Source organism: Marinilactibacillus psychrotolerans (assembly GCF_900101525.1).
In the GTDB taxonomy this organism is placed as follows: Bacteria; Bacillota; Bacilli; order Lactobacillales; family Carnobacteriaceae_A; genus Marinilactibacillus; species Marinilactibacillus psychrotolerans.
The window spans coordinates 1-23,690 of sequence record NZ_FMZD01000028.1; the positions used below are offsets into that span (position 1 = coordinate 1).

Genomic DNA, 23,690 nt, shown 5'->3' on the forward strand with positions numbered 1-23,690 from the left:
GCTGGATTTTATAATGAAGTTAGCCACCAAGACTAACTAAAAAAAACGCCATGTGAATTTCATGTTATATTGAAGTTATACCACTAACTCTCAATAGACAGGATGAATTCACATGACGCATTCTAACCATAACACATTAGCACGTACGGGAAAACACTTATCTCATTCAGAACGGGCTCAAATTGCCATTTTAAAGAACCAAAATTACTCTAATCGTCAGATTGCGCATGCATTGGGACGTGTCCCGCAAACCATTCATAGTGAAATACATCGTGGGACAATCACTCAACTTAACCGTCAAAAGCAATCCGGCAAAGTGTATGATTACTATACGACCTACTACGATCCTGATGCCGGACAAGCAGCTTACGATCGACTTCGATTGAACTGTGGTCGTCGGCCAAAATGGGCTGATACAGATGCATTTATTGAGTGGGCAGATGATAAACTGTTACTGGAAAAATGGTCTCCAGATGTGGTTGTTGGATTTGCTAGGACACACGACTTATTTGATCCGTCTATCATTCCCTGTACAACCACTCTTTATGGATGGATTGACAAAGGGATCATGAGAACCACGAATATGGATTTGCTTGAAAAACTATCACGCAAGCCAAAAGATTCTTCTTACAGAAGCAGAAAAAACAAGCGTATTTTAGGTCAATCCATTGAACAAAGACCTGCTGAAATCAATGATCGACAGACCTTTGGTCACTGGGAAATTGATACTGTGGTTGGTAATAAAGGAAAGACGGATTCTGTATTACTCACATTAGTTGAACGCCAAACACGCTTTGAAATCATCCTTAAACTCACGGGGAAAGATAAAGAATCTGTTGATCAAGCCATTAGTCAGTTAAGACAACGAGCGGGTGATAGATTCTCTACAATATTCAAAACCATTACTTCTGATAATGGATCTGAATTCGCCGGTCTTCATGAGGCGCTTCAAGAAACGCTGGATGTCTACTTCAGCCATCCTTACGCTTCATGGGAAAGAGGAACGAGCGAGAACCAACATAAATTTATTCGTCGATTTATTCCAAAAGGGAAAGCCATCAGTCAGTTTAGTGAAACCCAATGCTTGAGAATACAACAATGGATGAATGACTATCCACGGAAGATACTCGGCTATCAAACACCTCATGTCTGTTTTGCCAACGCTCTACGCTCTTTGTCCCAAATGACCTAAGTTTCGTTAGTGCTGAACAAATGACGAGTGACATCTTCTAATAACCGATTAAACAACAGAAAATTAACCGATAATATATTTTAAACTAAGTGGCTAACTTATACTTGAAATTTACAGATATTTTTATATTTAAAGTTTTAAATATAAAATGATTAACAACAGAAAGAATATTTAAGAGCAATTATAATCCTATTTCTATAGCTCGTTGAGATTTATTGATCATTTTTTCAGTTAAAATAGCTTCATTACCCTAAAGTTATACATAACCTCTCTTATAATTCACTTTTTCAAGCACAAAATCTCCAACCTATCTTTTATAAAAGATAGGTTGGAGATTTTATCATCTTAATATAGTCAACTTTTTTATTTACTCGTTTTAAATGCCTTTCTTTTACTAATCTGATACCCGAGTATAAAAGAAGTTTCAATTAATATAAAGAACAAAATAAAACAATACATGAAAAAATCCTGTGGTAATGCATTAATAATCGGGTCTGTTGCTGGATTGAATATCCACGCATCATTATTAAAAAAGATCTGATGAAAAGACACAAACATACTATCAAAATTAACTGCTAAAAAAAACAATAATACTGGTGGTATCAAAGAAGCAAAGAAAAATGGCTTGATCAACACCCATATTCTCCCTGTTCTTTTTACAAATTTCAAATAAAAAAACGTAGAAACGAATGCAATCAGCAGCACACTATAGTTAAGATAAAATAGTAACTTTACTTCGTAAAAATGCAGTAAGCCATTTTCTGAGCTTATAAAGTCTGGAAGGTTTAGCTCCTGTATCCATGGAAAATGTAAATACTGTAAGAGTGCATAATAATTATCCATTAACTTATCATATGTTAACCCTAAAGATTCAGGAATGTTCTGTGTTTGTATTGTAATTTGATACAATGGTATAAACCAAATCGTAACAGCGATCGAAAGTGTTATAACAAATATAATCATGCTGATAATCCCTAGAGTATCTTTCACTTTAATCATCATTCAATTTCCAGTCAGCCAGTGTTTGAATGGCATAGGTTGGTTGTTTAATAACCGTTCTCATATCTTCTTCTTTTGTAAACCCAGTATAGACAAGCAAGGTATCCACTTCATTATTGATTCCAGCTAGAATGTCTGTCTCGTAGTTATCGCCTACCATCAAAACTTCATCTTTTTTGAATCCAATTCGCTTTATAGCTTCATCCATTATAATAGCTTCAGGTTTTCCTACAAAAGTTGGAGCTATTCTAGTTGCTTTTTCTATTAAAGCCACTACGGATCCTGCTCCAGGGACCATTCCGCGTTCTGTTGGTAAATTTGTATCTTTATTCGTTGCTATAAAATTTGCCCCTTTTTGAATAGCTAAGGTTGCTTTTTCGCATTTTTCATAAGTGAGTGCTCGATCCAATCCTACTACTACATGATCAGGGTTTTCTTCATCTATTTTAAATCCAGCATTTAAGACTGCTTCTATCAATCCTTTTTCACCTACAACATAGACCGTCTTACCACCTAATGACTTAAGGTAATCTGCGGTTGCTAGAGAACTCGTATAGACTTCACTTTCATAAGCTTCAACCTTAAATTGCTCATTCAACTTTTTTGAAACTTCTTTAGGGCTACTTGTAGAGTTATTTGTAACAAATAAAAATGGTTTCTTTGCTTTTCTTAGCTGATTAATAAACCCAGGGGCTTCTGATATCGGTTCACTCCCCTTATACATAGTTCCATCTAAATCAATCAAATAACCTTTATAATCTTTCATTTTATCTACCATACACTAGCCTTCCTAACCTATCTCATTGGTTTCTTTTATTTTTATTCATTCTGGTTTATTTTTTTGGCGTATTTTAAATTTTGTTTCGCCTTTTTGATTTTTAACAGTTTTCACTTTGTTGTCCTTAGACTCGGAAGCTGGCTGCTTATCTGCATACTCCTCGGATATTTTACCTTTTTTTGTAAAAGATTTCTTATTTCCAATATTATCTATTTTTTTATCTTGATTTTTATTTTCTGGCTTAGTCTTTTCTTCTCGTTTTTTTGCTTGATCAAATTTACGTAAGTTTTTCTGCTTTTTATTTTGTGTATTCTTTTTGTTCTGGTTTGGTTTGCTCTTACGTTTAGAAGAACCAGTATGTTTCCTCTTCGGTTCTAATCGTTCCAATACAAAATAAGCACATCCAAAGCTGCAATATTCAGTCAAATAGTCTTTTAAACTAGAAATTCTCATGTCGATCGGTACTTTTTTGTTTTTTGAGTAATAAAATCCTCTCAATCTAAGCTTATCGTATGAAATATCTCCAACAATATAGTCATATTTTTCCAGGAAATCACTGTATCTTGCTTCTATCATTTCCAGATCGATTGCTTCTCTATAATCCTCAACAATTTTGTAAGCAGCACCATTCAAGGAAAGTGTATCATGATCTAATTTTTTGACTAACTTATTTTCTTCTGAAATATCTAGATCTATTATGTCTTGGGTAATATCAGATTTATTTTGTACTTCTTTATTTTCTTCTTTTAACGTGTCGCTCATAAGACCCCTTCTTCTTGTCTTTCTATTTTATCGGATATTGTTTTTGCAGATAATTTCCTATGACCACCCTTAAGAAGTGTGGAAACAGAACTTGATAATCAGATTTCTCCCCAATTATTGGGAAAAAAGGAACAAATAAATAATGATCTACTGAAGCAATTGTGTAGTCAGCTTCTTCTCTAATCGATTTTCCGTTAAATTGGATTTCTTGGTTTTCAGTTACTTGAATACCCTTGTAACAAATTTTACCAAATATTTTACCTCTAAACCCTAATCCTTTTATGGGTAATGGTTCTAATCTGGCTCTTTGAGTTTCCATAGAGTAGATTAATTCCTTTAACTGCTTGCCAGTTACTGTATATTTTAACACGCGCATAGGATGAGGCAAGGCTCTATGGAGATCATCATTTGTCACACTGCCTTCTATAATCGGTTGAAGGAATAAACCCGAATTTAAAATTGCAGCATCTGTTTCTGCATAATTGCATAATGCGTCAAGTCCGATATTCACAAAATTTGTACACTGTTTCCAATCTGCTTCAAGTGTATCGGGAATATCTGCAATTTTTTGTTCTTGTAATAGCTCATGTCCTAGCTGTGTATACTGGTGTACAAGTATATTTTCATCTTTAACAGGCTTTATTGCTTTTTCTATATCGATCACTTCTGCAGAAGCCTTTACAATTTTTTGATTTTCAATTTCTATGTTGATCTGTCCAATATATTCTCCAAATTTTCCTGCCCCAGCTAAAAGTGAGCTATTTACGTATTCTCCTTCAGGCAACAAATGGTGAGTATGTGCTCCTATTATAACATTTAGTTCAGGGAATTTTTCTGCTATTTTTCTATCATAGTCAATTCCTAGATGGCTGAGTAATATCCAGTTATCTACGATCCCCTCATATTGTTCTAAAATTCTTTCGATTGTCTTAAAAGGGTCATCTACATTCCAGCCCAAAGGATCATAACTTACAGTTAATGGAATTGTACAAGCAAATATGCCTAGTTTTGATCCAGAGCTCGTTTTATATATTTTAATAGGCACAGCCCAATTTGGTAATGCATTTGTATCTTTATCGGTTAAATTGGACAATATGATTTTAAAATCGGAATCATTATAGAGTTGATTTAACTGATATTTAGTACTACCAATTCCTTCATTATTTCCAATTGTAACAGCATCATAATGAGCATCGTTCAAAAGCCTGATAATGGCTTGACCATTAGTTGCTTCTGTGAGCGGATGAACTCTATCACAGGCATCTCCAATATCGAAAATCAATACTTCTTCTTTTTGATTTTCATGAAAAGAACGCACATCTCGTAAAAACTTTGCAGTTCGTGGCCAGTTCATCAAATGTGAATGTATATCATTTGTATGGTATATCGAAATTTTTTCCAAACCATAACCCTCCGCTTGTTTGCTTTGAACCATGTATTTACTAGATATTTCTTATTATAATATATCATTTATCTTAACATTACTCTATCATAGTACAGTATGCAATTCTTCTTTTAAACATAAACTTTATTATTACTTTTCCTAATTTCTTATTATGCTTTTTATAGTCTATAGAGTTTTACAAGCAGCTGCTTTTGGTATATTTATCATTTTAAATAAATCTATTTTTATAATTTACATTAGCGGAGCGAACAACCTTAGAATCCTTTTAGAGAATGTTACGATAAGTGACTGAGAGAGGTCTTCAATCTTAATTTTCTCACTTTCTAATATAGTTTGATCAAAATCTTCTATCATATCTTTAATTGCTGGAACGCCATATAGGACCACAGCATTTTCAAAGTGTAGATAAAGGCTTCTATAATCAAAATTAATAGTTCCGATCACGGCAACTGCTTCATCAACTATGATCGATTTTGCATGCATAAACCCATTAGTATATTCATAAACCTCTACGCCTGCGTTAATTAAATCTTTATAATAAGAACGACTTGTCATATGAACTAGATATTTATCCCAGATCTTAGGCAATATTATTTTCACACTTATTCCACTTTGAGCTGCTAGTACAAGAGCTGTTTCTAAATTTTCATCCAGAATTAAATAAGGTGTATTTATCAATATCGATTTTCTAGCTTCATAAATCATTTTAACAAAGACTTGTTCTCCCACGTTTTGTGTATCAGTAGGACTATCTGCGAACGGTTGAACATATCCAATTTCTTTTGGTTGGCTGGTAACTTTAAAATTTGGGACAAGAAGATTCATTTCACTCTCTAATAGGATTTCGTCCATAGTCTGCCATAGTTCCAAGAAAATCAATGTTTGCCTCCAAGCTGCCGGACCTTTCATTTTAATCCCTGTATCTTTCCAATGTCCAAATCGTTCAATTTCATTGATATATTCATCTGCAATGTTGATCCCCCCTGTGAAAGCTACTTTTCCATCGATCGATAGCACTTTTCTGTGATCTCGATTGTTTTGTGAGGAAGTCAGCACTGGATGAAAAGGATTGTAAATACGACAGTCAATCCCATTTTCAACCAACTGTTTCTTTGTATCTTTAGGAATGGTTACAAAACTACCTATATCATCGTACATTACTCTAACATCCAACCCTAAAGCGGCTTTTTCTATTAGAATTCCCTGAATTTCTGTCCACATCTTTCCTTCGGAGACAATAAAAAATTCAAAAAATATATAGTGCTCTGCTTTGACTAGTTCTTCAAGCATTGCCTGATAGTATTCTTCTCCGATTGGATAATAGTTAACTTCCGTCTGATTATATACCGGAAACCCCATTGTTTCTTGAAGATAGTACATCTGAGCTCCATATTCTGGATAGCACTTATTGGCTTCTAAAAATACAGATTGTTCATTGTATAAATGTGACTGGTGAAAATTATATACATCTTCTAATTTTTTTTGTAATTTTTTTGTTTTAGTTTGTCGATTAAACATTAGATAAAACAAGGCCCCATAAACCGGGAAAATCAATACTTGTAATATCCAAGTAATTTTATAGGCTTCCTTTCCTTTCTTCCAAACTACATGCAATGCAATTGCAATGGAAAGAAAAGTAAATAAAGTCTTCAAAAAAATGGAATAAGTAATTGACTGATTGATCAAAACTGCAAAAATCCCAAATTGTATCAATATAAGTATTGCTAGTAAGACTCGACGCCTAAAAATCTGAAGCATCCATTTATGTATCATATCTATCATTCCTTTGTATCAGATTCTCCTATAAGTATGCCTGTTTTACTATCTATTGTCACGAATGATTTTAAGCAAATCATTCGTACTCGCTAAAACTCTGTGATAAATTATTAACATAAAGAATATTAGAAAATGAAAGGAGAATAATGAATATGAATAAATCAACTCATAATTTTCTGTTTAGTGGACTTCTTGGTATATCCATCGTTTTATTATTAGTGGGGCTATTCTTCTCTATAGTACCTCAATACCCTGAACGAAGTAGTTCAATGATTGCTGGTACCATTGTTTATATTGGCTTAGCATTGCTTGCATTTTCAGCAAAAAAACATTCTACTCTATCTTCAAAATTTCTAATTTTATCTGGTTTAGGTTTAGCAGGAATTCACATTTATACAGAAATTCAGTTACTAACCTCTATTGGATTGTTTGCAATTACTAATATGTTAGGATACACGGCTCTTATTTCTATAGGGTTAGCAATAGGTGTTAAAGTACTCAATAAAATCTCTAAAACCTCCCTTGGTTCTCTATCCTTAAATGGATTTCTAACTGCCGGAGTAGCTTTTACTTATTGGCATGTAGCTTCTATCAACATCGTTAGAGAATCACTATTGTTTTTTATTCCCTTTTCAATACTTTTCTTTTTAACGGTTGGTCAATTTATCTATAAAATCCTCAAAGAACGTAATCGCACTTACATTAGCGTAAATTCTTAATTTATTATTTATTAAACTAAAGAGCCGGATCATCTTTTAGATTGTCAAAAGATGATCCGGCTCTTTAATTTTAAAATTCAATAATTTTAGTCCCATGAAACTGATTAGCTGCAATGATTTTGGCCACTTGCGGCAGATTTTTATACGTAACACCTCCGCCAGGCAAAATCTCGATTCTTCCTGTAGCATGTTCAATCAGTTTATTTATTTTTTCACCATTATCTTGAAGAGATCCATTTATGCCTCCGTGAGTTAATATACGGGTAATATTTTGTGATATTAGCCATTCAAGTTCCTCTAATTGGTATTCTATAGGAATTTGATCAAATGCCATATGAAAAGTCACTTCACATCCCTTACAAAGAGGGAGTAACGCCTTAATCTGTTCACGATTAATACGGTTTTCATATGTTAAACATCCAAATACAACCCCATCTGTTTTAACCTCTTTAGCCATCTTAATATCCTGCTTCATTATTTCTATTTCAGCCAACGTGTAGTTAAAGTTGCCTCCCCTAGGACGAATCATTGTCATCACAGGGATAGAATGCTTGCTACAATATTCTAAAGTATGCTTCATTACACCAAAGGAAGGCGTTGTTCCTCCTACAGCAAGATTATCACATAACTCTATCCTATCTGCACCGGCTTGAATCGCTTTTGGAATATCTGTGAAGTTTTCAGCACAAAATTCTTTTAACATTCTAAATTCCCCTATTTATCTAATTTGTTGAATTTTATCCTGTCATCTTTTTCTAATCAGCAAATAGTGTATTTACATGATCAACTAAATGAGCCAGTTTTTTCCATTGTTCTTCTTCAGTTAAAATGTTTCCTTCTTCAGTAGAAGCAAAGCCACATTGCGGGCTGATGCAAATCTGACTCTTCGGTACATACTTTGCGGCTTCGTTTATACGGGCTTTAAGCACTTCAACATCCTCTAAATCTGGAAATTTCGAAGTCATTAATCCCAAAACAATTTTACCTTTCCCCGTAAAATATTTTAGAGGACCAAAGTCTCCAGAACGATCATCATCATATTCTAAAAAGTACCCATCATATGAAATTTCTTCAAATAATTCTTTTGCGACTGGATAATACGGTCCCGCTGCTGCATAGGAAGAACGATAATTCCCTCTACAAACATGAGTTGTTAACGTTAAGTCTTCTGGTTTATTATAGATTATATCTTGGATATTTTCTTTAGCCATTTTTTTTAACAGTTCCCATTCTTCTTCTGGAATGAGTTCATCCTTAATTCCGTCCGCAGCTAGAAAACCCCAAAACACATCATCAATTTGAAGATAGCGACAACCTAAATCATAAAAATCTTGTATTGCTTCGTTATAGACTTTTCTTAAATCCTTACAGAATAACTCTATGGTTGGATAGTGTTCATTCCTTCTAATTCCTTCATGTAAGAACTGGTTTGGACTAGGAATCGAAAATTTCGATACAGCATCTTCTCCCACAAAATTTTGCAGGAATTTAAAATGATCTAAGAACTCATGATTTTTATTCCAACTAATTTTATCTATAGTACGAACATCCAATGGCTCACTCTCTATATCTCCTGCAAATTTATATCCATGCTCTTTTCGATACTTTTCCATCCCATTGATTCCCCACATAAAATCAAGGTGCCACCATCCCCGTCGGAATTCTCCATCAGTAATCGCTTTTAATCCAATTTCTTTTTGTTTTTCTATAATTCTTTTAATTTCTTGATCTTCAATATTTTTCAACTGAGACTTTGAAATCTCTCCCTTTTCAAAAGCACTTCTTGATGATTTCAATATTTCAGGTCTTAAAAGACTTCCTACGTGGTCTACTCTATATGGGGCCGTCTGTATAACTTTTGTCATTTGAAACATCCTCTCAATTAACTTATGCTTGTGCTATAATAGAAAATCCTTGGATAAGAATAAATCTTTCATCCAAGGATTTAACAGATGCACCATTAATACAATATTATTATTTCACTGATTCATTCATTAAGCTCATGTGCTTTATTGATTTTTTATAGAAAGCTGTTCTTCATACCGAATCACTATACTAGTAACTCTTTAATTCAGTTTTGAGTAAAATTTTCTACCCGAACATCATTTCCAATGTTCTTTTATTACTTTTTAAAAAAAAGCTTTCAAAATCTTAAACTCTATGGATTCTCTCTTAAAGTAATGCCTCATTATAAGATATCTCTAATGTACTTAATCATAAGTTCTTTGTCAATATATTCTAATGGCTTTTAAATTATATCCATATTAAGTATATTGACATTTACTTTATAGTTCCATAAAGTAATAAGTGCACAATCAATCGGAGGTAAGTATGGCTAAAAAATATTATGCAATCAAAAAAGGTAAAAACCCAGGTATTTATACTTCCTGGGCAGAAGCTCAGCAACAAGTTTCTGGTTTTTCAGGAGCAGAATTTAAATCATTCTCATCAAAAAATGAAGCAGAAAACTACCTATCTCCTTCCAAACAGGCTATAGAGGTTTCTGATGAAGACACTGTAACCGCTTATGTAGATGGCTCATTTGATAAGTTGAATAATCGTTACAGCTATGGAGTAGTAATGTTGAAAAACAATACTGTACTTGCCACATTAAACAATGCAGATAATGATCCTAAATATGTAGAAAGCTTTCAAATTGCAGGAGAATGTTTCGGGAGCCTTAATGCAGTTAAATGGGCTAAAAATAATGGATATAAAAAAGTTGTCATTCATTATGATTACTTGGGTATTGAAATGTGGGCTACCGAAAAGTGGCGTACGAACAAGGCTGTATCAAAAGATTATGTTGCTTATTTCAAACAATTATCTCAAAATATTGAGGTAGAATTTAAGAAAGTGAAAGCTCATTCTGGAGTAGAATTCAATGAATTGGCTGATCAGCTTGCAAAGGATGCTTTAAAAGTTCGATAAAAATAAAATTTCCACTGTTTTAATGCTTATCTATTAGATACTGTTGATCATTGGAAGTCAGTTATTTAATTATTGGTTAAGTAAAATCTGCCTTAGGTAGGTATTCAGTACATCCACCAGACCAAGTCACTGTATGGATAGTATGGAATTAAAATTGAAATAATGCGTATTCCTCCTAAGCATCTTTCGTTCACTCTTCTGCCCATTAATTTAAGTAGTCAGCATTCTAAATAACCTTCAAAGTCATATAGGCAATCATACCTATCCATTCCCTTATTAGAATTCTGATTTTGTATATTAAATTAATTATTAGGATCCAGTTATCGTTCATATAAAAAGAATCTAGGACAAATGTCTCTATTGAGCAATAATTTGAAGTGTATAACATCAAAAAAACCGTCATATCAAAGATTGAGTTTCCTAGATTTGACGGGATTTTACATTCTATCTAGCTTGGTCGCAGTCTCGATATGCGATTTCTTATGCTCCTATACCGAAATAAAAACACCTCCTCTAAAATGAGGAAGTGCTCTAGTTATTATTTAATTACTTACCGAATACTTTGAAACGATCTTCGTCATTCATATATTCTTTATCGCCCGCTGGAGCTTCTGGTGAACCAAATACCAATTGCCCTCTAAGTTTCCAGTTTGAAGGAGTTCCCCATTCTTGTGCAACTCTCTCATCGATTACTGGATTATAATGTTGTAAGTTAGCACCAATGTTTAGTTGCGCCAGTGCAGTCCAAACATTTACTTGAGCAATTCCACTAGCTTGGTCAGACCAGATAGGGAAGTTGTCAGCATATAACGCAAACTGTTCTTGAAGATTTTTCACTACATCTTGATCTTCAAAGAAAAGGATTGTTCCTTTACCATTAGCAAAACTTTGTAATTTAGCTTGAGTGTTTGGAAAAGCTTCTTCTGGAGTTAATGGTTTAAGTAACTCTTCAGTAAAATTCCATAGTTTTTTGTGTTCATCGTTGAACAAAATAACCACTCTTGATGTTTGAGAATTAAATGAAGTTGGTGATTCTTTCACTACTTCTTTAATTAAACTAACTAATTCTTCTTCTGAAACTGAAACATCGCTTCCTAATGCATAAATAGAACGACGTTTTTTTAACTCATCAACAAATTGCATATCTAAATCTTCCCTTCCATATTAACCTTACTTTTCGTAACTATTCTCATTATAACGCTTATAAAAATTATTTCAACAATAAACTTCAAATTCGTAATAATTAATATCGTATGATTCTTACATACTTAACTTATACAAAAGCTGTCTTTATTAAGGCTGAAAAACAGCTACTATAAATCCATTTTCTTCAGTAATTCTTTTAAAGAAGATAAATCATTTGCAGAAAAAGTCATACCTTTTCCCATCTTAGAATGATCTGGACTCCAATCTCTTATATCAAATTTGGGCTCTTTACCATTCCAACTTACTATATTCAATTCTTTTTTCCACCCACTTTTACTTTCACTAATCACACCAATTTCTTCCATAATTTCATATTCGATTCCAGCCATTACTTAATCCTCTCTTTCGATAAAATATCTTCCTACTTCTTCTGGCTTATGTGCATCTGATCCTGTTTCTAATTTCAGATTCAAATTTTTAGCTTTATCTAGAATCATTTGATTAGGATAGGTCTTACCATAGAACTCTTTATCGATTCCCGCAAAATTATAATCCAGTATATAGCCATTTTTTTTTGCTAATTTCAATAACTTTACCCAGTCAATCATATCTTTATACTGATATGATTTTTCAAATTTATGGATCAAATTAATATGTCCAATTTTCTTAGGAGTTATAGGTCCATAAGGATTCGATAAGGCTTTTAACACTGTTTTTTCATAGATTGAATACAGCATATGGTACCCTATTTCTTCACCTTTTTGGATAAAACTCTCTTTACTATAATCAATGCAAAAGTATGTTTCATCTGGCAATTTCAAAAAGTGCACACTTAATATAGAATTTTCGATTGTTTCAGGGTACTTTTCTAGAAATAGTCTTGTCTCCTGCTCATACCCTTCAATATAATCTATTTCAAATCCTGCATTAATTTCAATTTTATGACGATATTTTGCTTTTAATCCCTTTGCTTCTTTCAGGTACTCATACACATCTTTTTCATTCATTGCGCTATCTTTATCGGGCACAGTATCTAGAATCGGCAATGGAGCATGCTCGGTAAATGTAATTTTATTTATCCCTAGTTCTATAGCTTTTTTTACATATTTCTCCATTTTTTCGTTCGAACCATGGGGACAATAATGTGTATGAACATGGTTATCGATTTTCATATTATACCTACTTTCAATTTCCTCTATACTTTATATATTATCTTATTATTTCAGTTATGACTAATTTAATTCTCACTTAATTATTTCACTTATTGTAGTATAAATGATAAATTTCATTGAATCTATTCATATAAACCCTAGTTTATGTTACTATTTTTGTTATTAGTAAAACTTACTAATAACAAGTTTTGCTGATAAAAAATATTAAACTATTATGAAAAGAGGAAGCTATATCATGAATTCAACTAGCCTGAGCAAATCCATACTCCATCAAAAGCATCAAGAATTGGACTTCCTCCATCATTTCCATGGATTAGGCTATGACTTGATAGACTTATCTGCAATTGAACAATTTGATTGGACAAAATTATCTGAAGATGATCTTGGACTAATGAACGAACGTCATAAGTGGCAGCACGAAGGTTTTTTGTTTGCATTAAGAAGTGATTGGACAAATGCAATTGTAAGGTACAGAAAAAAGTATCAATTAGACGCAGAGAAGATAGCTTACTCGGGTCCCGTATATACTTTAAACAGTGAAAAACATCAATATGGCTTAGAAACTTATACAAGCGACATTGATAAACAAACTAAAATATTAAAACAAATGGTCCATTATATAAAAGAACATTTATCTATAACGTTGTCAGTAGCAGTTATCAGTCATAATACCCTTTTGAAAACTTTACTTTCTGAAAAAGAATTAGCTGATGAATTAACACGCAAATTTATAAAAGAACGTAATCGTGATGCTTTAGCCATTAAAATTGGAGAAAAGCACCCTGTTATTGAATTGATGTCTCACCCTGCAGCGGAGCAAGCAAATTATGTAAAAGAACATATGCCTCATTTGAAACGCCATATTGAAGAAATGAATCTTTGGGAAAGTATTTTAATAGAAGAAAATGTCTCTTATGTCTATGGAGATATGCTGGCTCTACCCTCTCAAACATACTATAAAGGTATTTCGATCCAATTATATTCAGAAGATAAAGTAGAACCTATTGCTTCAGGTGGACAGTACTCTAGTCCTACTAACGCCTTTGGAATTGGATTGAATATTTAAAAAATTAAGATAACTGACGGAGGAATATCTTTTATGATCACAATGGCTCTATCTAAAGGAAGACAATTAAAAGATTTTATTCAATATTTAGATAAAAAAGACCTAACAAATTGGAGTGCTGCACTAAAGTCTATCTCTAGAGAACTTGTAATCGAAACAGATTCTATTCGATTTCTATTAGTAAAAGGAGAAGATGTCCCAGTTTATGTAGAAGAAGGCGTAGCTGACTTAGGCATCACGGGAAGTGATGTTCTTTTTGAACAAAATCGTCAAATTAATAACTTGATAGATTTACCTTTTGGCTATTGTCACTTTGCAATTGCAGCCAAAAAAAACCAAGAAACTTATCCCGTAGTAGCAACTAAATATATAAATTTCACACAAAACTATTTTGATTCAGTCAAACAACCTGTCAAGATCATTCAGTTGAAAGGTTCTGTAGAACTCGCAGCAACAATTGATATGGCAGATGCTATTATGGATATTGTACAAACTGGAACAACTTTAAAAGAAAACGGATTAAGTGAACAAGTTAAATTAGATGAAATCAATGCTCGTTTGATCTCCAATAAACATGCTTATTTTGCTAAAAATGATGAAATTCAAACGATTATTAATCAATTAAGGATGGACTGACATGTATACAACTAAAACATTTAAAGATATTTATGCAACTAAAAATGATATTGATTGGACACTTCTAGAAAGTGTTCAGTCAATTATTAAAACAGTTCAAGAACTGGGAGATCAGGCGTTATTTGATTATTCTAAGAAATTTGACTCCGTTGAATTAACTTCGTTAAAAATATCAAAAAATGACTTAAAAAGAGCTTATGAAGCAATTGATGATGATTTAAGAGAATCACTTGAAGCAGCTAAAGAAAACATTGAAAGCTATCAAAAGTCTATTATGTGGACACAAAGTGATGCTTCAGAATTATACCAAAAAATTCATCCTCTCAATCGTGTCGGAATTTACGTCCCAGGTGGAACAGCTCCACTTGTTTCCACTGTATTAATGACAACCGTTCTGGCTAATGTGGCAGGTGTAAAAGAAACGGTAATTGTGACACCTCCCCAGAAGAATGGAATTCAAGAGGCCATCTTGGCTGCTTGCTATATTGTAGATGCTGATCATGTATATCAAGTAGGGGGAGCTCAAGCCATTGCTGCCTTAGCATACGGAACTGAGACAATACCTAAAGTCGATAAAATCGTTGGACCAGGAAACCAGTACGTTGCTTTAGCTAAAAAACTAGTCTATGGAGACGTTGGCATCGATTCTATCGCTGGTCCGAGTGAAATCATTGTTGTTGTGGATAAATCTACTAGAGCTGATTGGGTAGCGTATGATTTGCTAGCGCAAGCAGAACATGATATACAGGCTAGGACTTTTCTCATTAGCGAAGACGAATCTAAATTAAATGAAATTTTAACAGAAGTCAGTAATAAAATGACTTCACAACCTAGAACTACTATTATTTCAGAAAGTTTAAAAAATCATCACTATTCAGTCCTTACTGCTTCAAAACAAGAAACGGTTGAAGTTGTTAATTTGATTGCTGGAGAGCATATTTCAATTCAAACAACAGATGCAGAATCTTATGTAGATCTGATTACTACTGGTGGAGCTTTGTTTATTGGACCCTATTCTCCAGAAGCTATCGGCGATTATGTAGCAGGACCAAGCCACGTTCTCCCAACAGGAGGAAATGCCCGCTTTTCAAATGGCTTATCTGTAAATGATTTTTTACGTACCAATTCTGTAATCAATTTAACACGTAAAACATTCAATACAATGGCCCCTTCTGGGATTCGTTTAGCAAAAGAAGAAGCATTAAAAGCTCACCATGATTCCCTTTATTATCGACTGGAGGAGGATAAACAATGATTAGGATTGATAAAAATGAGAGCCCTTATAGAGCACTAACAGAAGCAGAAATCGCAAAGATAGCTGTAGATACTCAATTCAACCAATATGCAGAAAACGAATACCAAGATTTACAGAACAGTTATGCAGCTTTTAATCAGTTAGATCCTGAACTGGTGTCTTTTGCAAATGGTTCAGATGAATGGATCCAAAAAGCGATAATTGTTTTAGGCAAAGGGCCAGTGTTAACATTTGATCCCGATTTTGTAATGTATGATGTTTATGCAAAGCAGTTCGATCGTGAAATTGTAAAATTACCTGCCAATGATGACTTTACTTTTGATTACGAAGAAGTGTACAAACTTATAAAAATGCTCCGTCCTTCTGTTTTCATCTTTTCACAACCGAATAATCCATTTGGAACTTTACACCCTTCAGAATTTATTATTAAAGCCGCTGAATTGATGAAAGAAGTAAATGGTTATTTTATTTTAGATGAAGCCTATGGAGAATTTATTGAAGAGCCCATTGATTATCCGGAAGGTGATCATATTATTCGCTTGCGTACTCTTTCAAAAGTATATGGATTAGCTGGTTTGCGGATTGGAGTAGCTACATCCACACGTAAAACTATGGATCTATTAGATTCAATTGCTCACCCCTATCCTTTAAATACTTTTTCGTTAAATGTAGCTGTAATTCTGCTGAATCAACCAGAACGTCTAGAAGAATTTATTGAATTAAACAGAACGCTCTCAAAACAGTTACGTAGTGTTTTTAAAGAAGAGGTCGGGGATATCATTCCTATGCTTGAAAGCCATACAAATTTCTTATTTACTTATGGAGACGATGCACTCGATCTAGGAAACTATATTGTCGAGAATGGATTTTTGCCTAGAATGTACCCTGAAGAAAAATCTCCAGCTCTAAAAAAAGCCGTTCGGTATTCTATCGCCACCGAAGATCAGTTGGAAGAGATTAGAAAAATTATTCAAAAATGGAGAGATGAAAAATGGTCATCAAGAAAGAACGCATAACGAAAGAAACTTCTATTCGCATGTCCGTTGAACGTGGATTAACTCCTTCAACGATCGACACTGGCGTTGGTTTTTTTAACCATATGCTAGATCTATTGGCTTTCCATGGTCATTTCGTTTTTGATATTCAAGTGGATGGAGATACAGATGTTGATGATCACCACACTACAGAAGATGTTGGGATTTTACTTGGTCAAGCAATTGCTGAACTCAATCTAGACAAAGCTAAAATTCAACGATACGGAACAGCGTATGTCCCGATGGATGAAACTTTGGCCCGTTCAGTGGTAGATTTCAGCGGTCGCCCTTATTTACACTTCGAAGCAGCTTTCACTGCTCAGAAAGTTGGTACGTTCGATGTGGAACTAGTAAAAGAATTTTTCTATGCAGTTGCAATCAACTCTAGAATTACTGCACATTTAGACTTGATCCGCGGTGGAAATACGCATCACGAAATTGAAGCTTTATTCAAGGCTTTTGCTCAGAGTTTAAGAATAGCTTTGAGTGATTCTAATATCGATAGAATTCCATCTTCGAAAGGAGTCATTCAAGAATGATCGCTATTGTAGATTATGGATTAGGTAATATTGCGAATCTAACAAATGCTCTTGAATATTTAGGCTATGAAGTAAATATCACTAATAAACAAGATGAACTTGAAAAAGCAGACAAGATTATCTTACCAGGTGTTGGTCACTATAAAGACGCAATGAATAAAATAGAAGAATTAAATTTACTTCCTGTTCTAGAAAAACTTAAGGATACAAAACCTTTTATTGGAATCTGTTTAGGAATGCAGCTGCTTTTTGAGCACAGCGAAGAAGGAAATGTTAGGGGTCTTGGTTATCTTCCTGGAACTGTTAAAAAAATAACTGGAAACGTAGCTGTTCCTCACTTAGGCTGGAACAAATTAAATTCTACTATCCCTTCTTTGGATGATGATGTGTATTTCATTCATTCATTTAAAGTACACACTGATCAAAATGTCGTAGCAACAGCTGAATACGATGAAGATGTAGTCGCTATCGTTCAGAAAGAGTCAATCGTGGGTATTCAATTTCATCCAGAAAAAAGTGGCACAAAAGGGCTACAGATACTAGATCAAGCACTCAAAGGTGGGTTTACGCATGATTGAACTATGGCCAGCAATCGATTTGATTGATCAGCAAAGCGTACGATTAACTGAAGGAAAATACGAGTCAAAAGAAATTATGAATCGAACTGCTGAAGAAGCGATTGCATACTATAATCAGTTTGAACAAGTCACTCGTATTCATATTGTAGATCTGATGGGTGCACTTCATCAAAAGCCTGCAGAACAAGAATTTATTACAAATCTAATTCAGACAAGCCAGGTCCCTATTGAAATCGGTGGCGGCATTCGTTCTGAAGAAACGATTAACTATTATCTATCAAACGGTGCTTCCTATGTAATTGTTGGAACTCGTGGATTACAAGACTTACCCTGGTTAAAGAAAATGACCGACTTATATCCGAATAAAATTTATTTAGGACTGGATGCAGTTAAAGATCAAGTTGCAGTAAATGGCTGGACAGAAACTGCAGAACGTACGATTTACGATGTGGCTGAAGAGACAGCTTCCTTCAAATTAGGCGGCATTATTTATACAGATATTTCAAAAGACGGTAAAATGGCTGGACCTAATGTTGAATTGACAGCTAAATTAGTTCATCTCTCTCCTCACCCAATCACAGCTTCCGGCGGTATCAGAAGTTTAGAAGATATGAAAGAATTAGAAAAAGCTGGTGTGAATGCTGCTATAGTTGGAAAAGCTGCAAATACGACTGACTTTTGGGAGGGAATCAAGTAAATGATCAAAAAACGTATTATTCCCTGTTTAGATGTTATGGATGGCGTAGTCGTCAAAGGGATTCAATTTAAAGGACTAAGAGAAATAGGAAATCCAGTTGATCTTGCAAAACGTTATAATGCTTTAGGTGCGGATGAATTAGTTTTCCTAGATATTTCAGCAACCGAGACTGGTCATGCTTTGATGTTAGATGTAATCAGGCAGACAGCTAAAGAATTATTTATTCCGATGACTATAGGCGGCGGTATTCAATCTGTATCAGATATATCTGCCTTGCTTGGAGCTGGTGCTGACAAAGTAAGTTTAAATTCAGCTGCCTTGAGAAATCCTGATTTAATTAGTGAAGCAAGTGAAAAATTCGGTTCTCAATGCATTTGTATTGCAATAGATGCTAAATGGGATGAAGAGAAACAAGACTGGTTCTGTTATACTCATGGTGGAAAACAAGCCACTGATATCCGTACATTAGATTGGGTTAAGAGAGTAGAAGCTCTTGGAGCCGGTGAATTACTCGTTACAAGCATGGATTATGACGGAATGCAGCAAGGATTTGATCATAAACTATTGAGCCTTATCCAAGGGATGGCAACTATTCCTGTAATAGCATCGGGTGGAGCTGGTTCTGCTGATCATTTCTCTGATTTATTCATTGAAACGAATGTTTCAGCTGGTCTAGCTGCTTCTATTTTCCATGATGAAGATGTATCTATTCAAGAAGTTAAAGATCTCTGTATACAAAAAGGAGTGCCAATGAGAAGTGTCTAAATACGATAAACTAAAACCAGATTTTTCTAAAGGATTGCTTACAGTCATTTTACAACATTATACGAATAAAGAAATTCGTATGGTTGGTTATATGAATGAAGAAGCATTTGAATTAACAAAACAGGAAGAAGTTGCCTGGTTTTACTCTAGATCTAAAGAAAGATTATGGAAAAAAGGAGAATCCAGCGGCAATGTACAGTATGTAAAAGATATGTATCTGGATTGTGACCAAGATGCGTTATTGGTAATGGTAGATCCTGCAGGTCCAACTTGCCATACTGGAACAGACAGCTGCTTTAATTTAGATTCTTCATTCCCCTTAAAAGATATAGAAGCGACTATTCAAAACCGTGCTGCCTCTTCCGATAACGACTCCTATACGAATTATTTATTATCAAAAGGTATAGATAAAATCGCCAAGAAGTTCGGTGAAGAAGCATTTGAAGTCGTAATTGGTGCAAAGAATAAGGATAAAAAAGAAGTTGCTAATGAAGCGGCAGATGTCCTGTATCACTTAGGTGTTCTTTTACATCACTCTGGTGTCTCAGTATCAGAAGTAGAATCTGTGCTGGCTAATCGCCACAAGAAACAGAACAATTTCAAAGGAGAAAGAAAAGACGTTCAAGAATGGTAATCTTATAATTACTTTTGTATTAGCTTATGTTTTAAACCCAGCAATGTGTACCTAGATACACATTGCTGGGTTTTTTATTAAATAAATTATATTATTTACTTTATTTTATAAAGTTTACCTACATAGAGATCGCTTACGATTTCATTATTTATTAACTATATTACTAATCACAAAAAGACTGCTCTATTTTAATAAAGACGGTTGCAATTCTAGTCCGACCCCTGTATTCTAATGATTAACTAATAAAAACAAATAAATAATCTGAAAACGAAAGAGGTAAATCTCATGAAATCACAACTTAACTTAGTCATTATTATTACGCTCAGGGCTTAACACTGTATGAAATTTTACAGCTGTTTAGTCCTATTCATGGTTGTGTGAATGGGACTAAGACCTCCCATTCTTTAATAAAGAATGGGAGGTCTTTTCTTTTTAACCAGGTTTTTAGAGAGAATTATAAAGGAGGAGTATGCTTCAACAAATCCGTAACATTCAAAATTTACATTTTAGGGGATGACTAATATGCACTATTTAAAAAGACTTAATGAATTATTTACTCAATACTTATCATGGATCGTCATTTTGACGGCTGCAGCTGCTTTATTAGTACCCAATGTATTCACATGGGCTGCTGGAATTACTACTTATACTCTTCAGTTTATTATGTTCACTATGGGTATGACAATGAAGCCCTCAGATTTTAGTGAAGTGATGAAAAAACCTTGGCAAGTATTTCTGGTGGTGTTTGGTCAATACTTATTCATGCCGCTCTCTGCTTTAGCACTTTCAAGTCTATTCAATCTTTCTTCAGAAATTGCTTTAGGATTATTACTAGTCGGTTCTGTACCTGGTGGAACCTCTTCAAATGTCATGGCTTACTTGGCAAATGGGAACCTACCCTTATCAATCAGCGCAACTTCAGTTTCTACCCTACTGTCTCCTATATTAACGCCCGTTATATTGTCTTTATATGGAGGAGCTTATTTGAATATTGATTTCTGGACAATGTTCTTTTCAATCATCCAAGTCGTCTTACTTCCTGTTCTATTAGGCCTTACCCTTAGTTACTTCTTTGGGAAACAAACTAAAAAAGCTGAAAAAATATTACCATCTTTTTCTTCGCTGGCTGTCTTACTTGTTCTTGCTGGTACTGTTTCAGTGAATCAAGAGAATTTGTTAAGTACTGGGTTGATAATTTTTTTAGTCGTCTGGCTGCATAACTTGAGCGGGTATGGAATTAGTTATCTCGCTTGCAAGGTATTAAAGCGTGACATTCCGACAACTCGAACGGTCGCTGTTGAGATTGGTCTTCAAAATACTGGTTTAGCAGCGAACTTGGGATTAGCTCATTTCACTCCAGCAACAGCTTTAGCGGCAGCTGCCGGTACAATCGTGCATACCTTATTTGGCACAATTTACGCTAACTTATGTCGCAGGAAAGACAAAAAGAAATTAGAACTTATAAATAGTATCACCCCGGTTTCTACCAATGTAAAAGCCTAAATCAAGTAATAATCAAACAAAACTCAGAAAGTAGGAAATCGTCATGAAACTTAGTCAGACTGTTAGAAGTGGACCAGATCAATACATTAGTCAAGAAGGTGCATTGAAATACTTTGATGAAAAACTGACACGTTTTTCAAATCCAGTTGTGATTACTGGAGAAAAATCATATGAAGCTTTTCTTAAACATTACCCGGGTCATCATGATTATCCCGTTCTAAGATATGACCATACCGCTTCAGTGGTAGATATGAAACGGCTAGCAGATCAATGCTCAGAAGTTGACTGTATCGTTGGGATTGGTGGTGGAAAAGTTTTAGATACTGCCAAAGGAACGGCAGATTTATTAGCGATTGAATATGTCATGATTCCTACTATTTTAGGAACCTGCGCTGCTTATACCCCTATTTCTGCAACGTACCATCCTGATGGAACATTTAGAAGTGTCGATTACTATACTCGATCAGCTTCTCTGTGCTTAATGGATCTTTCTTTGCTGATCGAATCACCCAAAAAGTACTTTGCTGGTGGAATCGGAGATTCTTTAGCTAAATGGTATGAAGCAGAGGGAATCACAGAAAAGGTAACTGGAACCTTACCAGCCATGGTTTCAGTAGGACTTCATACAGCTAAAGTGATCCAAGAGATTCTATTACAGGACAGTGAAGAAGCTCTGATTAGTATGGATAGACAGGAAGTGACACCTGCCTTCCAGCGTGTAGCAGAAGCAGTCGTGGCTATCGCTGGTACAGTTGGTGGATTCGCCGGTGAATACGGTCGAATGGCCGGTGGTCATGCCGTTCATAATGGGATGTCGTTAGTGCCGGAAACCCGATCCTACGAACACGGAGTTAAAGTAGCTTATGGGGTTCTAGTGCAACTAATCGCCGATGGAAAGTTTAACGAAGTTGATCGCCTTCTGCCGTATTATAAGAAAAATGGTTTCCCACATACGCTTAAAAGTTTTGGAATCACGGAAAATTTAGATGCAGCTATGAAAAGAATCGCTGCTTTTGCGGCAGACGATAAAGAAACTTTCAATCTAGTCATCGCTGACATTACAAAACATGATATCTACAACGCCATGCAGTATCTTGAAACAATGACTCTAGAAAAAACATACTAAGCAAACCGCCCAAGAGGCTGGGACAAAAGTCTCTGAACGTCTTTAAATATAGAGAAACCCTGAAAGAATTGTATTCTTGGGGGTCGGTACATTTTTACAATTCTCTCAGGGTTTCTTCTTACTTTAATGATTCTATTTCTTCTTTCTTTTATTATATTTTCGTAGATTATTGGCCATGAAGATCAGATTCGTTTTATTTTCTACATTCGATTTTTCACGAACTGAAAATCGATTGAACCTCAAATTGGCCTTCACCTATCCGAAAGTTGGTTCTACATAAAATTTACGTTTACTATAAAATTGAGTGCCTTCTTCTTTAGTAAACGCCCGATTTTGATCTCTTTCAATCGCTTGGTTGATGAGTGGAGCGATCTCTTCTTCATAGTATTGAATTTCTTTTTCTTTTAAATTCGAGTACAATAGATCCACAGATTTTTTCCAAACAAAGGTATGTTTACTAGCATCTGCTTCAAACCTTGTATCATCTATAAATAATGCTTTGCCTTGAATCAATTGTTCTTCTTTTAACCGAAGAGAAAAAGTACAATACAGATCTTGTGAAAGGTCTTTAGTTTTTTTCGGATACCCTGAATCGGTTGAGTGCACGGTAAGACACTAACGTTTGACCTGTTAACCATTGCATCGCTAGATTTTCTTGCATCATTTTTTCGACCGGAAAAGATCCCTTCTGAATAGGCAAACAGTCGTGCTTTGAGTAAAAATTTCGGATGATAAGCCGTGCTCCTTTTGCTTGCATAAACAAATAAGATCCCCTGAAATCTCAAGTAGATTTTCAGCGGATCTTATTATTTTGTTAGGACTTTTGTCCCAGGCTCTTTGTTTTTACACAGTTATATGAACTTGACCAGATAAGAACAGCATATCAATCAACTCAATAAGAGTTCTCCATTCAGTTCCCAGATAAAAGCAGCATATCAATCAACTCAATAAGAGTTCTCCATTCAGTTACCAGATAA

The 23,690-nt window shown here is 34.5% G+C and carries 25 protein-coding genes; 14 read left to right on the plus strand and 11 right to left on the minus strand.

Translation table 11 applies throughout. The features are described 5' to 3' along the window. Positions 1-112 precede the first annotated feature (112 nt). Positions 113-1,192 carry an IS30 family transposase gene (locus BLT22_RS11230; protein WP_091762406.1) on the plus strand — a complete coding sequence of 360 codons (1,080 nt, stop codon included), beginning with the start codon at positions 113-115 and terminating at the stop codon, positions 1,190-1,192. Positions 1,193-1,555: 363 nt separating this feature from the next. Here the strand turns inward: BLT22_RS11230 and BLT22_RS11235 are convergent, their stop codons facing one another. The 5 genes from BLT22_RS11235 to cls all read right to left on the minus strand — a co-directional run bounded on the left by BLT22_RS11235 (position 1,556) and on the right by cls (position 6,909). Further along, positions 1,556-2,191 (minus strand): TIGR01906 family membrane protein, encoded by a 636-nt coding sequence (locus BLT22_RS11235; RefSeq protein WP_236048943.1) that lies wholly within the window; start codon positions 2,189-2,191, stop codon positions 1,556-1,558. After that, positions 2,184-2,969, minus strand: coding sequence for a TIGR01457 family HAD-type hydrolase (locus tag BLT22_RS11240; protein WP_370684761.1), 786 nt, complete (start codon positions 2,967-2,969; stop codon positions 2,184-2,186). The genes BLT22_RS11235 and BLT22_RS11240 overlap by 8 nt, the downstream gene beginning before the upstream one ends. 45 nt (positions 2,970-3,014) lie before the next feature. Beyond that, positions 3,015-3,731, minus strand: a complete 717-nt coding sequence (locus BLT22_RS11245; protein ID WP_091763340.1) for a YutD family protein — start codon at positions 3,729-3,731, stop codon at positions 3,015-3,017. Between the two features lie 22 nt (positions 3,732-3,753). Beyond that, complete coding sequence (locus BLT22_RS11250) at positions 3,754-5,133, minus strand: bifunctional metallophosphatase/5'-nucleotidase (RefSeq protein ID WP_091763342.1); 1,380 nt, start codon at positions 5,131-5,133, stop codon at positions 3,754-3,756. Positions 5,134-5,367: 234 nt separating this feature from the next. Further along, complete coding sequence (cls, locus tag BLT22_RS11255) at positions 5,368-6,909, minus strand: cardiolipin synthase (RefSeq protein ID WP_176935482.1); 1,542 nt, start codon at positions 6,907-6,909, stop codon at positions 5,368-5,370. 155 nt (positions 6,910-7,064) lie between these two features. On the opposite strand from cls, the gene BLT22_RS11260 reads away from it, so the two are divergent. Then, positions 7,065-7,631, plus strand: coding sequence for a hypothetical protein (locus tag BLT22_RS11260; protein ID WP_091763346.1), 567 nt, complete (start codon positions 7,065-7,067; stop codon positions 7,629-7,631). A 70-nt stretch (positions 7,632-7,701) separates the two neighbouring features. On the opposite strand, the gene BLT22_RS11265 is transcribed toward BLT22_RS11260, so the two are convergent. Together BLT22_RS11265 and BLT22_RS11270 are read right to left on the minus strand one after the other, a co-directional pair. Beyond that, entirely contained in the window at positions 7,702-8,334 is a 633-nt protein-coding gene (locus tag BLT22_RS11265) for a copper homeostasis protein CutC (protein ID WP_091763348.1), read from the minus strand. Between the two features lie 52 nt (positions 8,335-8,386). Next, positions 8,387-9,496, minus strand: a complete 1,110-nt coding sequence (locus tag BLT22_RS11270) for a 5-methyltetrahydropteroyltriglutamate--homocysteine S-methyltransferase (protein WP_091763350.1) — start codon at positions 9,494-9,496, stop codon at positions 8,387-8,389. A gap of 466 nt (positions 9,497-9,962) precedes the next feature. Here BLT22_RS11270 and BLT22_RS11275 point away from each other — a divergent pair, with 466 nt between their 5' ends. Continuing rightward, positions 9,963-10,562 (plus strand): ribonuclease H1 domain-containing protein, encoded by a 600-nt coding sequence (locus tag BLT22_RS11275; RefSeq protein WP_072694362.1) that lies wholly within the window; start codon positions 9,963-9,965, stop codon positions 10,560-10,562. Between the two features lie 546 nt (positions 10,563-11,108). Here BLT22_RS11275 and BLT22_RS11280 read toward each other — a convergent pair. The 3 genes from BLT22_RS11280 to hisJ form a co-directional block, all read right to left on the minus strand. Continuing rightward, complete coding sequence (locus tag BLT22_RS11280) at positions 11,109-11,705, minus strand: nitroreductase family protein (protein WP_087057397.1); 597 nt, start codon at positions 11,703-11,705, stop codon at positions 11,109-11,111. 170 nt (positions 11,706-11,875) lie between these two features. Beyond that, positions 11,876-12,097: a YdbC family protein gene (locus BLT22_RS11285; protein WP_091763354.1), complete on the minus strand. Its 222-nt coding sequence runs from the start codon at positions 12,095-12,097 to the stop codon at positions 11,876-11,878. A gap of 3 nt (positions 12,098-12,100) precedes the next feature. Then, positions 12,101-12,880 (minus strand): histidinol-phosphatase HisJ, encoded by a 780-nt coding sequence (gene hisJ, locus BLT22_RS11290; protein ID WP_091763357.1) that lies wholly within the window; start codon positions 12,878-12,880, stop codon positions 12,101-12,103. Between the two features lie 235 nt (positions 12,881-13,115). Between hisJ and BLT22_RS11295 the strand changes: the two genes are divergently transcribed. The 11 genes from BLT22_RS11295 (at position 13,116) to BLT22_RS11345 (ending at position 22,713) form a co-directional block, all read left to right on the plus strand. Further along, complete coding sequence (locus BLT22_RS11295) at positions 13,116-13,946, plus strand: ATP phosphoribosyltransferase regulatory subunit (protein ID WP_176935484.1); 831 nt, start codon at positions 13,116-13,118, stop codon at positions 13,944-13,946. 33 nt (positions 13,947-13,979) lie between these two features. Continuing rightward, positions 13,980-14,582, plus strand: a complete 603-nt coding sequence (gene hisG / locus BLT22_RS11300; RefSeq protein WP_087057393.1) for an ATP phosphoribosyltransferase — start codon at positions 13,980-13,982, stop codon at positions 14,580-14,582. Position 14,583: 1 nt separating this feature from the next. Continuing rightward, entirely contained in the window at positions 14,584-15,837 is a 1,254-nt protein-coding gene (gene hisD, locus BLT22_RS11305; RefSeq protein WP_091763361.1) for a histidinol dehydrogenase, read from the plus strand. Beyond that, on the plus strand, positions 15,834-16,853 hold the full coding sequence (locus BLT22_RS11310) for a pyridoxal phosphate-dependent aminotransferase (protein WP_091763363.1): 1,020 nt from the start codon (positions 15,834-15,836) through the stop codon (positions 16,851-16,853). Before hisD ends, BLT22_RS11310 begins: the two co-directional genes overlap by 4 nt. Continuing rightward, complete coding sequence (hisB, locus tag BLT22_RS11315; protein ID WP_091763365.1) at positions 16,829-17,410, plus strand: imidazoleglycerol-phosphate dehydratase HisB; 582 nt, start codon at positions 16,829-16,831, stop codon at positions 17,408-17,410. The genes BLT22_RS11310 and hisB overlap by 25 nt, the downstream gene beginning before the upstream one ends. After that, positions 17,407-17,988 (plus strand): imidazole glycerol phosphate synthase subunit HisH, encoded by a 582-nt coding sequence (gene hisH, locus BLT22_RS11320; RefSeq protein WP_091763367.1) that lies wholly within the window; start codon positions 17,407-17,409, stop codon positions 17,986-17,988. Before hisB ends, hisH begins: the two co-directional genes overlap by 4 nt. Then, positions 17,981-18,685, plus strand: a complete 705-nt coding sequence (hisA, locus tag BLT22_RS11325) for a 1-(5-phosphoribosyl)-5-((5-phosphoribosylamino)methylideneamino)imidazole-4-carboxamide isomerase (RefSeq protein WP_091763369.1) — start codon at positions 17,981-17,983, stop codon at positions 18,683-18,685. The genes hisH and hisA overlap by 8 nt, the downstream gene beginning before the upstream one ends. Then, on the plus strand, positions 18,686-19,450 hold the full coding sequence (hisF, locus tag BLT22_RS11330) for an imidazole glycerol phosphate synthase subunit HisF (protein ID WP_091763371.1): 765 nt from the start codon (positions 18,686-18,688) through the stop codon (positions 19,448-19,450). Then, a complete protein-coding gene (gene hisIE / locus BLT22_RS11335) occupies positions 19,443-20,084 on the plus strand; it encodes a bifunctional phosphoribosyl-AMP cyclohydrolase/phosphoribosyl-ATP diphosphatase HisIE (protein WP_091763373.1) in 642 nt (213 codons plus the stop codon). The genes hisF and hisIE overlap by 8 nt, the downstream gene beginning before the upstream one ends. Before the next feature lie 522 nt (positions 20,085-20,606). Then, positions 20,607-21,587 (plus strand): bile acid:sodium symporter family protein, encoded by a 981-nt coding sequence (locus tag BLT22_RS11340; protein ID WP_091763375.1) that lies wholly within the window; start codon positions 20,607-20,609, stop codon positions 21,585-21,587. A gap of 43 nt (positions 21,588-21,630) precedes the next feature. Next, complete coding sequence (locus tag BLT22_RS11345) at positions 21,631-22,713, plus strand: iron-containing alcohol dehydrogenase family protein (RefSeq protein ID WP_091763376.1); 1,083 nt, start codon at positions 21,631-21,633, stop codon at positions 22,711-22,713. A 255-nt stretch (positions 22,714-22,968) separates the two neighbouring features. Here the strand turns inward: BLT22_RS11345 and BLT22_RS11350 are convergent, their stop codons facing one another. Next, positions 22,969-23,319, minus strand: coding sequence for a transposase (locus BLT22_RS11350; protein WP_143020645.1), 351 nt, complete (start codon positions 23,317-23,319; stop codon positions 22,969-22,971). Positions 23,320-23,690: the final 371 nt, after the last annotated feature.

Bases quoted from the DNA above. Each gene is read 5' to 3' on its own strand.
- BLT22_RS11230 (WP_091762406.1), top strand. From the start codon at position 113: ATGACGCATTCTAACCATAACACATTAGCACGTACGGGAAAACACTTA.
- BLT22_RS11235 (WP_236048943.1), bottom strand. From the start codon at position 2,191: ATGATTAAAGTGAAAGATACTCTAGGGATTATCAGCATGATTATATTT.
- BLT22_RS11240 (WP_370684761.1), bottom strand. From the start codon at position 2,969: ATGGTAGATAAAATGAAAGATTATAAAGGTTATTTGATTGATTTAGAT.
- BLT22_RS11245 (WP_091763340.1), bottom strand. From the start codon at position 3,731: ATGAGCGACACGTTAAAAGAAGAAAATAAAGAAGTACAAAATAAATCT.
- cls (WP_176935482.1), bottom strand. From the start codon at position 6,909: ATGATACATAAATGGATGCTTCAGATTTTTAGGCGTCGAGTCTTACTA.
- BLT22_RS11260 (WP_091763346.1), top strand. From the start codon at position 7,065: ATGAATAAATCAACTCATAATTTTCTGTTTAGTGGACTTCTTGGTATA.
- BLT22_RS11265 (WP_091763348.1), bottom strand. From the start codon at position 8,334: ATGTTAAAAGAATTTTGTGCTGAAAACTTCACAGATATTCCAAAAGCG.
- BLT22_RS11270 (WP_091763350.1), bottom strand. From the start codon at position 9,496: ATGACAAAAGTTATACAGACGGCCCCATATAGAGTAGACCACGTAGGA.
- BLT22_RS11275 (WP_072694362.1), top strand. From the start codon at position 9,963: ATGGCTAAAAAATATTATGCAATCAAAAAAGGTAAAAACCCAGGTATT.
- BLT22_RS11280 (WP_087057397.1), bottom strand. From the start codon at position 11,705: ATGCAATTTGTTGATGAGTTAAAAAAACGTCGTTCTATTTATGCATTA.
- BLT22_RS11285 (WP_091763354.1), bottom strand. From the start codon at position 12,097: ATGGCTGGAATCGAATATGAAATTATGGAAGAAATTGGTGTGATTAGT.
- hisJ (WP_091763357.1), bottom strand. From the start codon at position 12,880: ATGAAAATCGATAACCATGTTCATACACATTATTGTCCCCATGGTTCG.
- BLT22_RS11295 (WP_176935484.1), top strand. From the start codon at position 13,116: ATGAATTCAACTAGCCTGAGCAAATCCATACTCCATCAAAAGCATCAA.
- hisG (WP_087057393.1), top strand. From the start codon at position 13,980: ATGATCACAATGGCTCTATCTAAAGGAAGACAATTAAAAGATTTTATT.
- hisD (WP_091763361.1), top strand. From the start codon at position 14,584: ATGTATACAACTAAAACATTTAAAGATATTTATGCAACTAAAAATGAT.
- BLT22_RS11310 (WP_091763363.1), top strand. From the start codon at position 15,834: ATGATTAGGATTGATAAAAATGAGAGCCCTTATAGAGCACTAACAGAA.
- hisB (WP_091763365.1), top strand. From the start codon at position 16,829: ATGGTCATCAAGAAAGAACGCATAACGAAAGAAACTTCTATTCGCATG.
- hisH (WP_091763367.1), top strand. From the start codon at position 17,407: ATGATCGCTATTGTAGATTATGGATTAGGTAATATTGCGAATCTAACA.
- hisA (WP_091763369.1), top strand. From the start codon at position 17,981: ATGATTGAACTATGGCCAGCAATCGATTTGATTGATCAGCAAAGCGTA.
- hisF (WP_091763371.1), top strand. From the start codon at position 18,686: ATGATCAAAAAACGTATTATTCCCTGTTTAGATGTTATGGATGGCGTA.
- BLT22_RS11340 (WP_091763375.1), top strand. From the start codon at position 20,607: ATGCACTATTTAAAAAGACTTAATGAATTATTTACTCAATACTTATCA.
- BLT22_RS11345 (WP_091763376.1), top strand. From the start codon at position 21,631: ATGAAACTTAGTCAGACTGTTAGAAGTGGACCAGATCAATACATTAGT.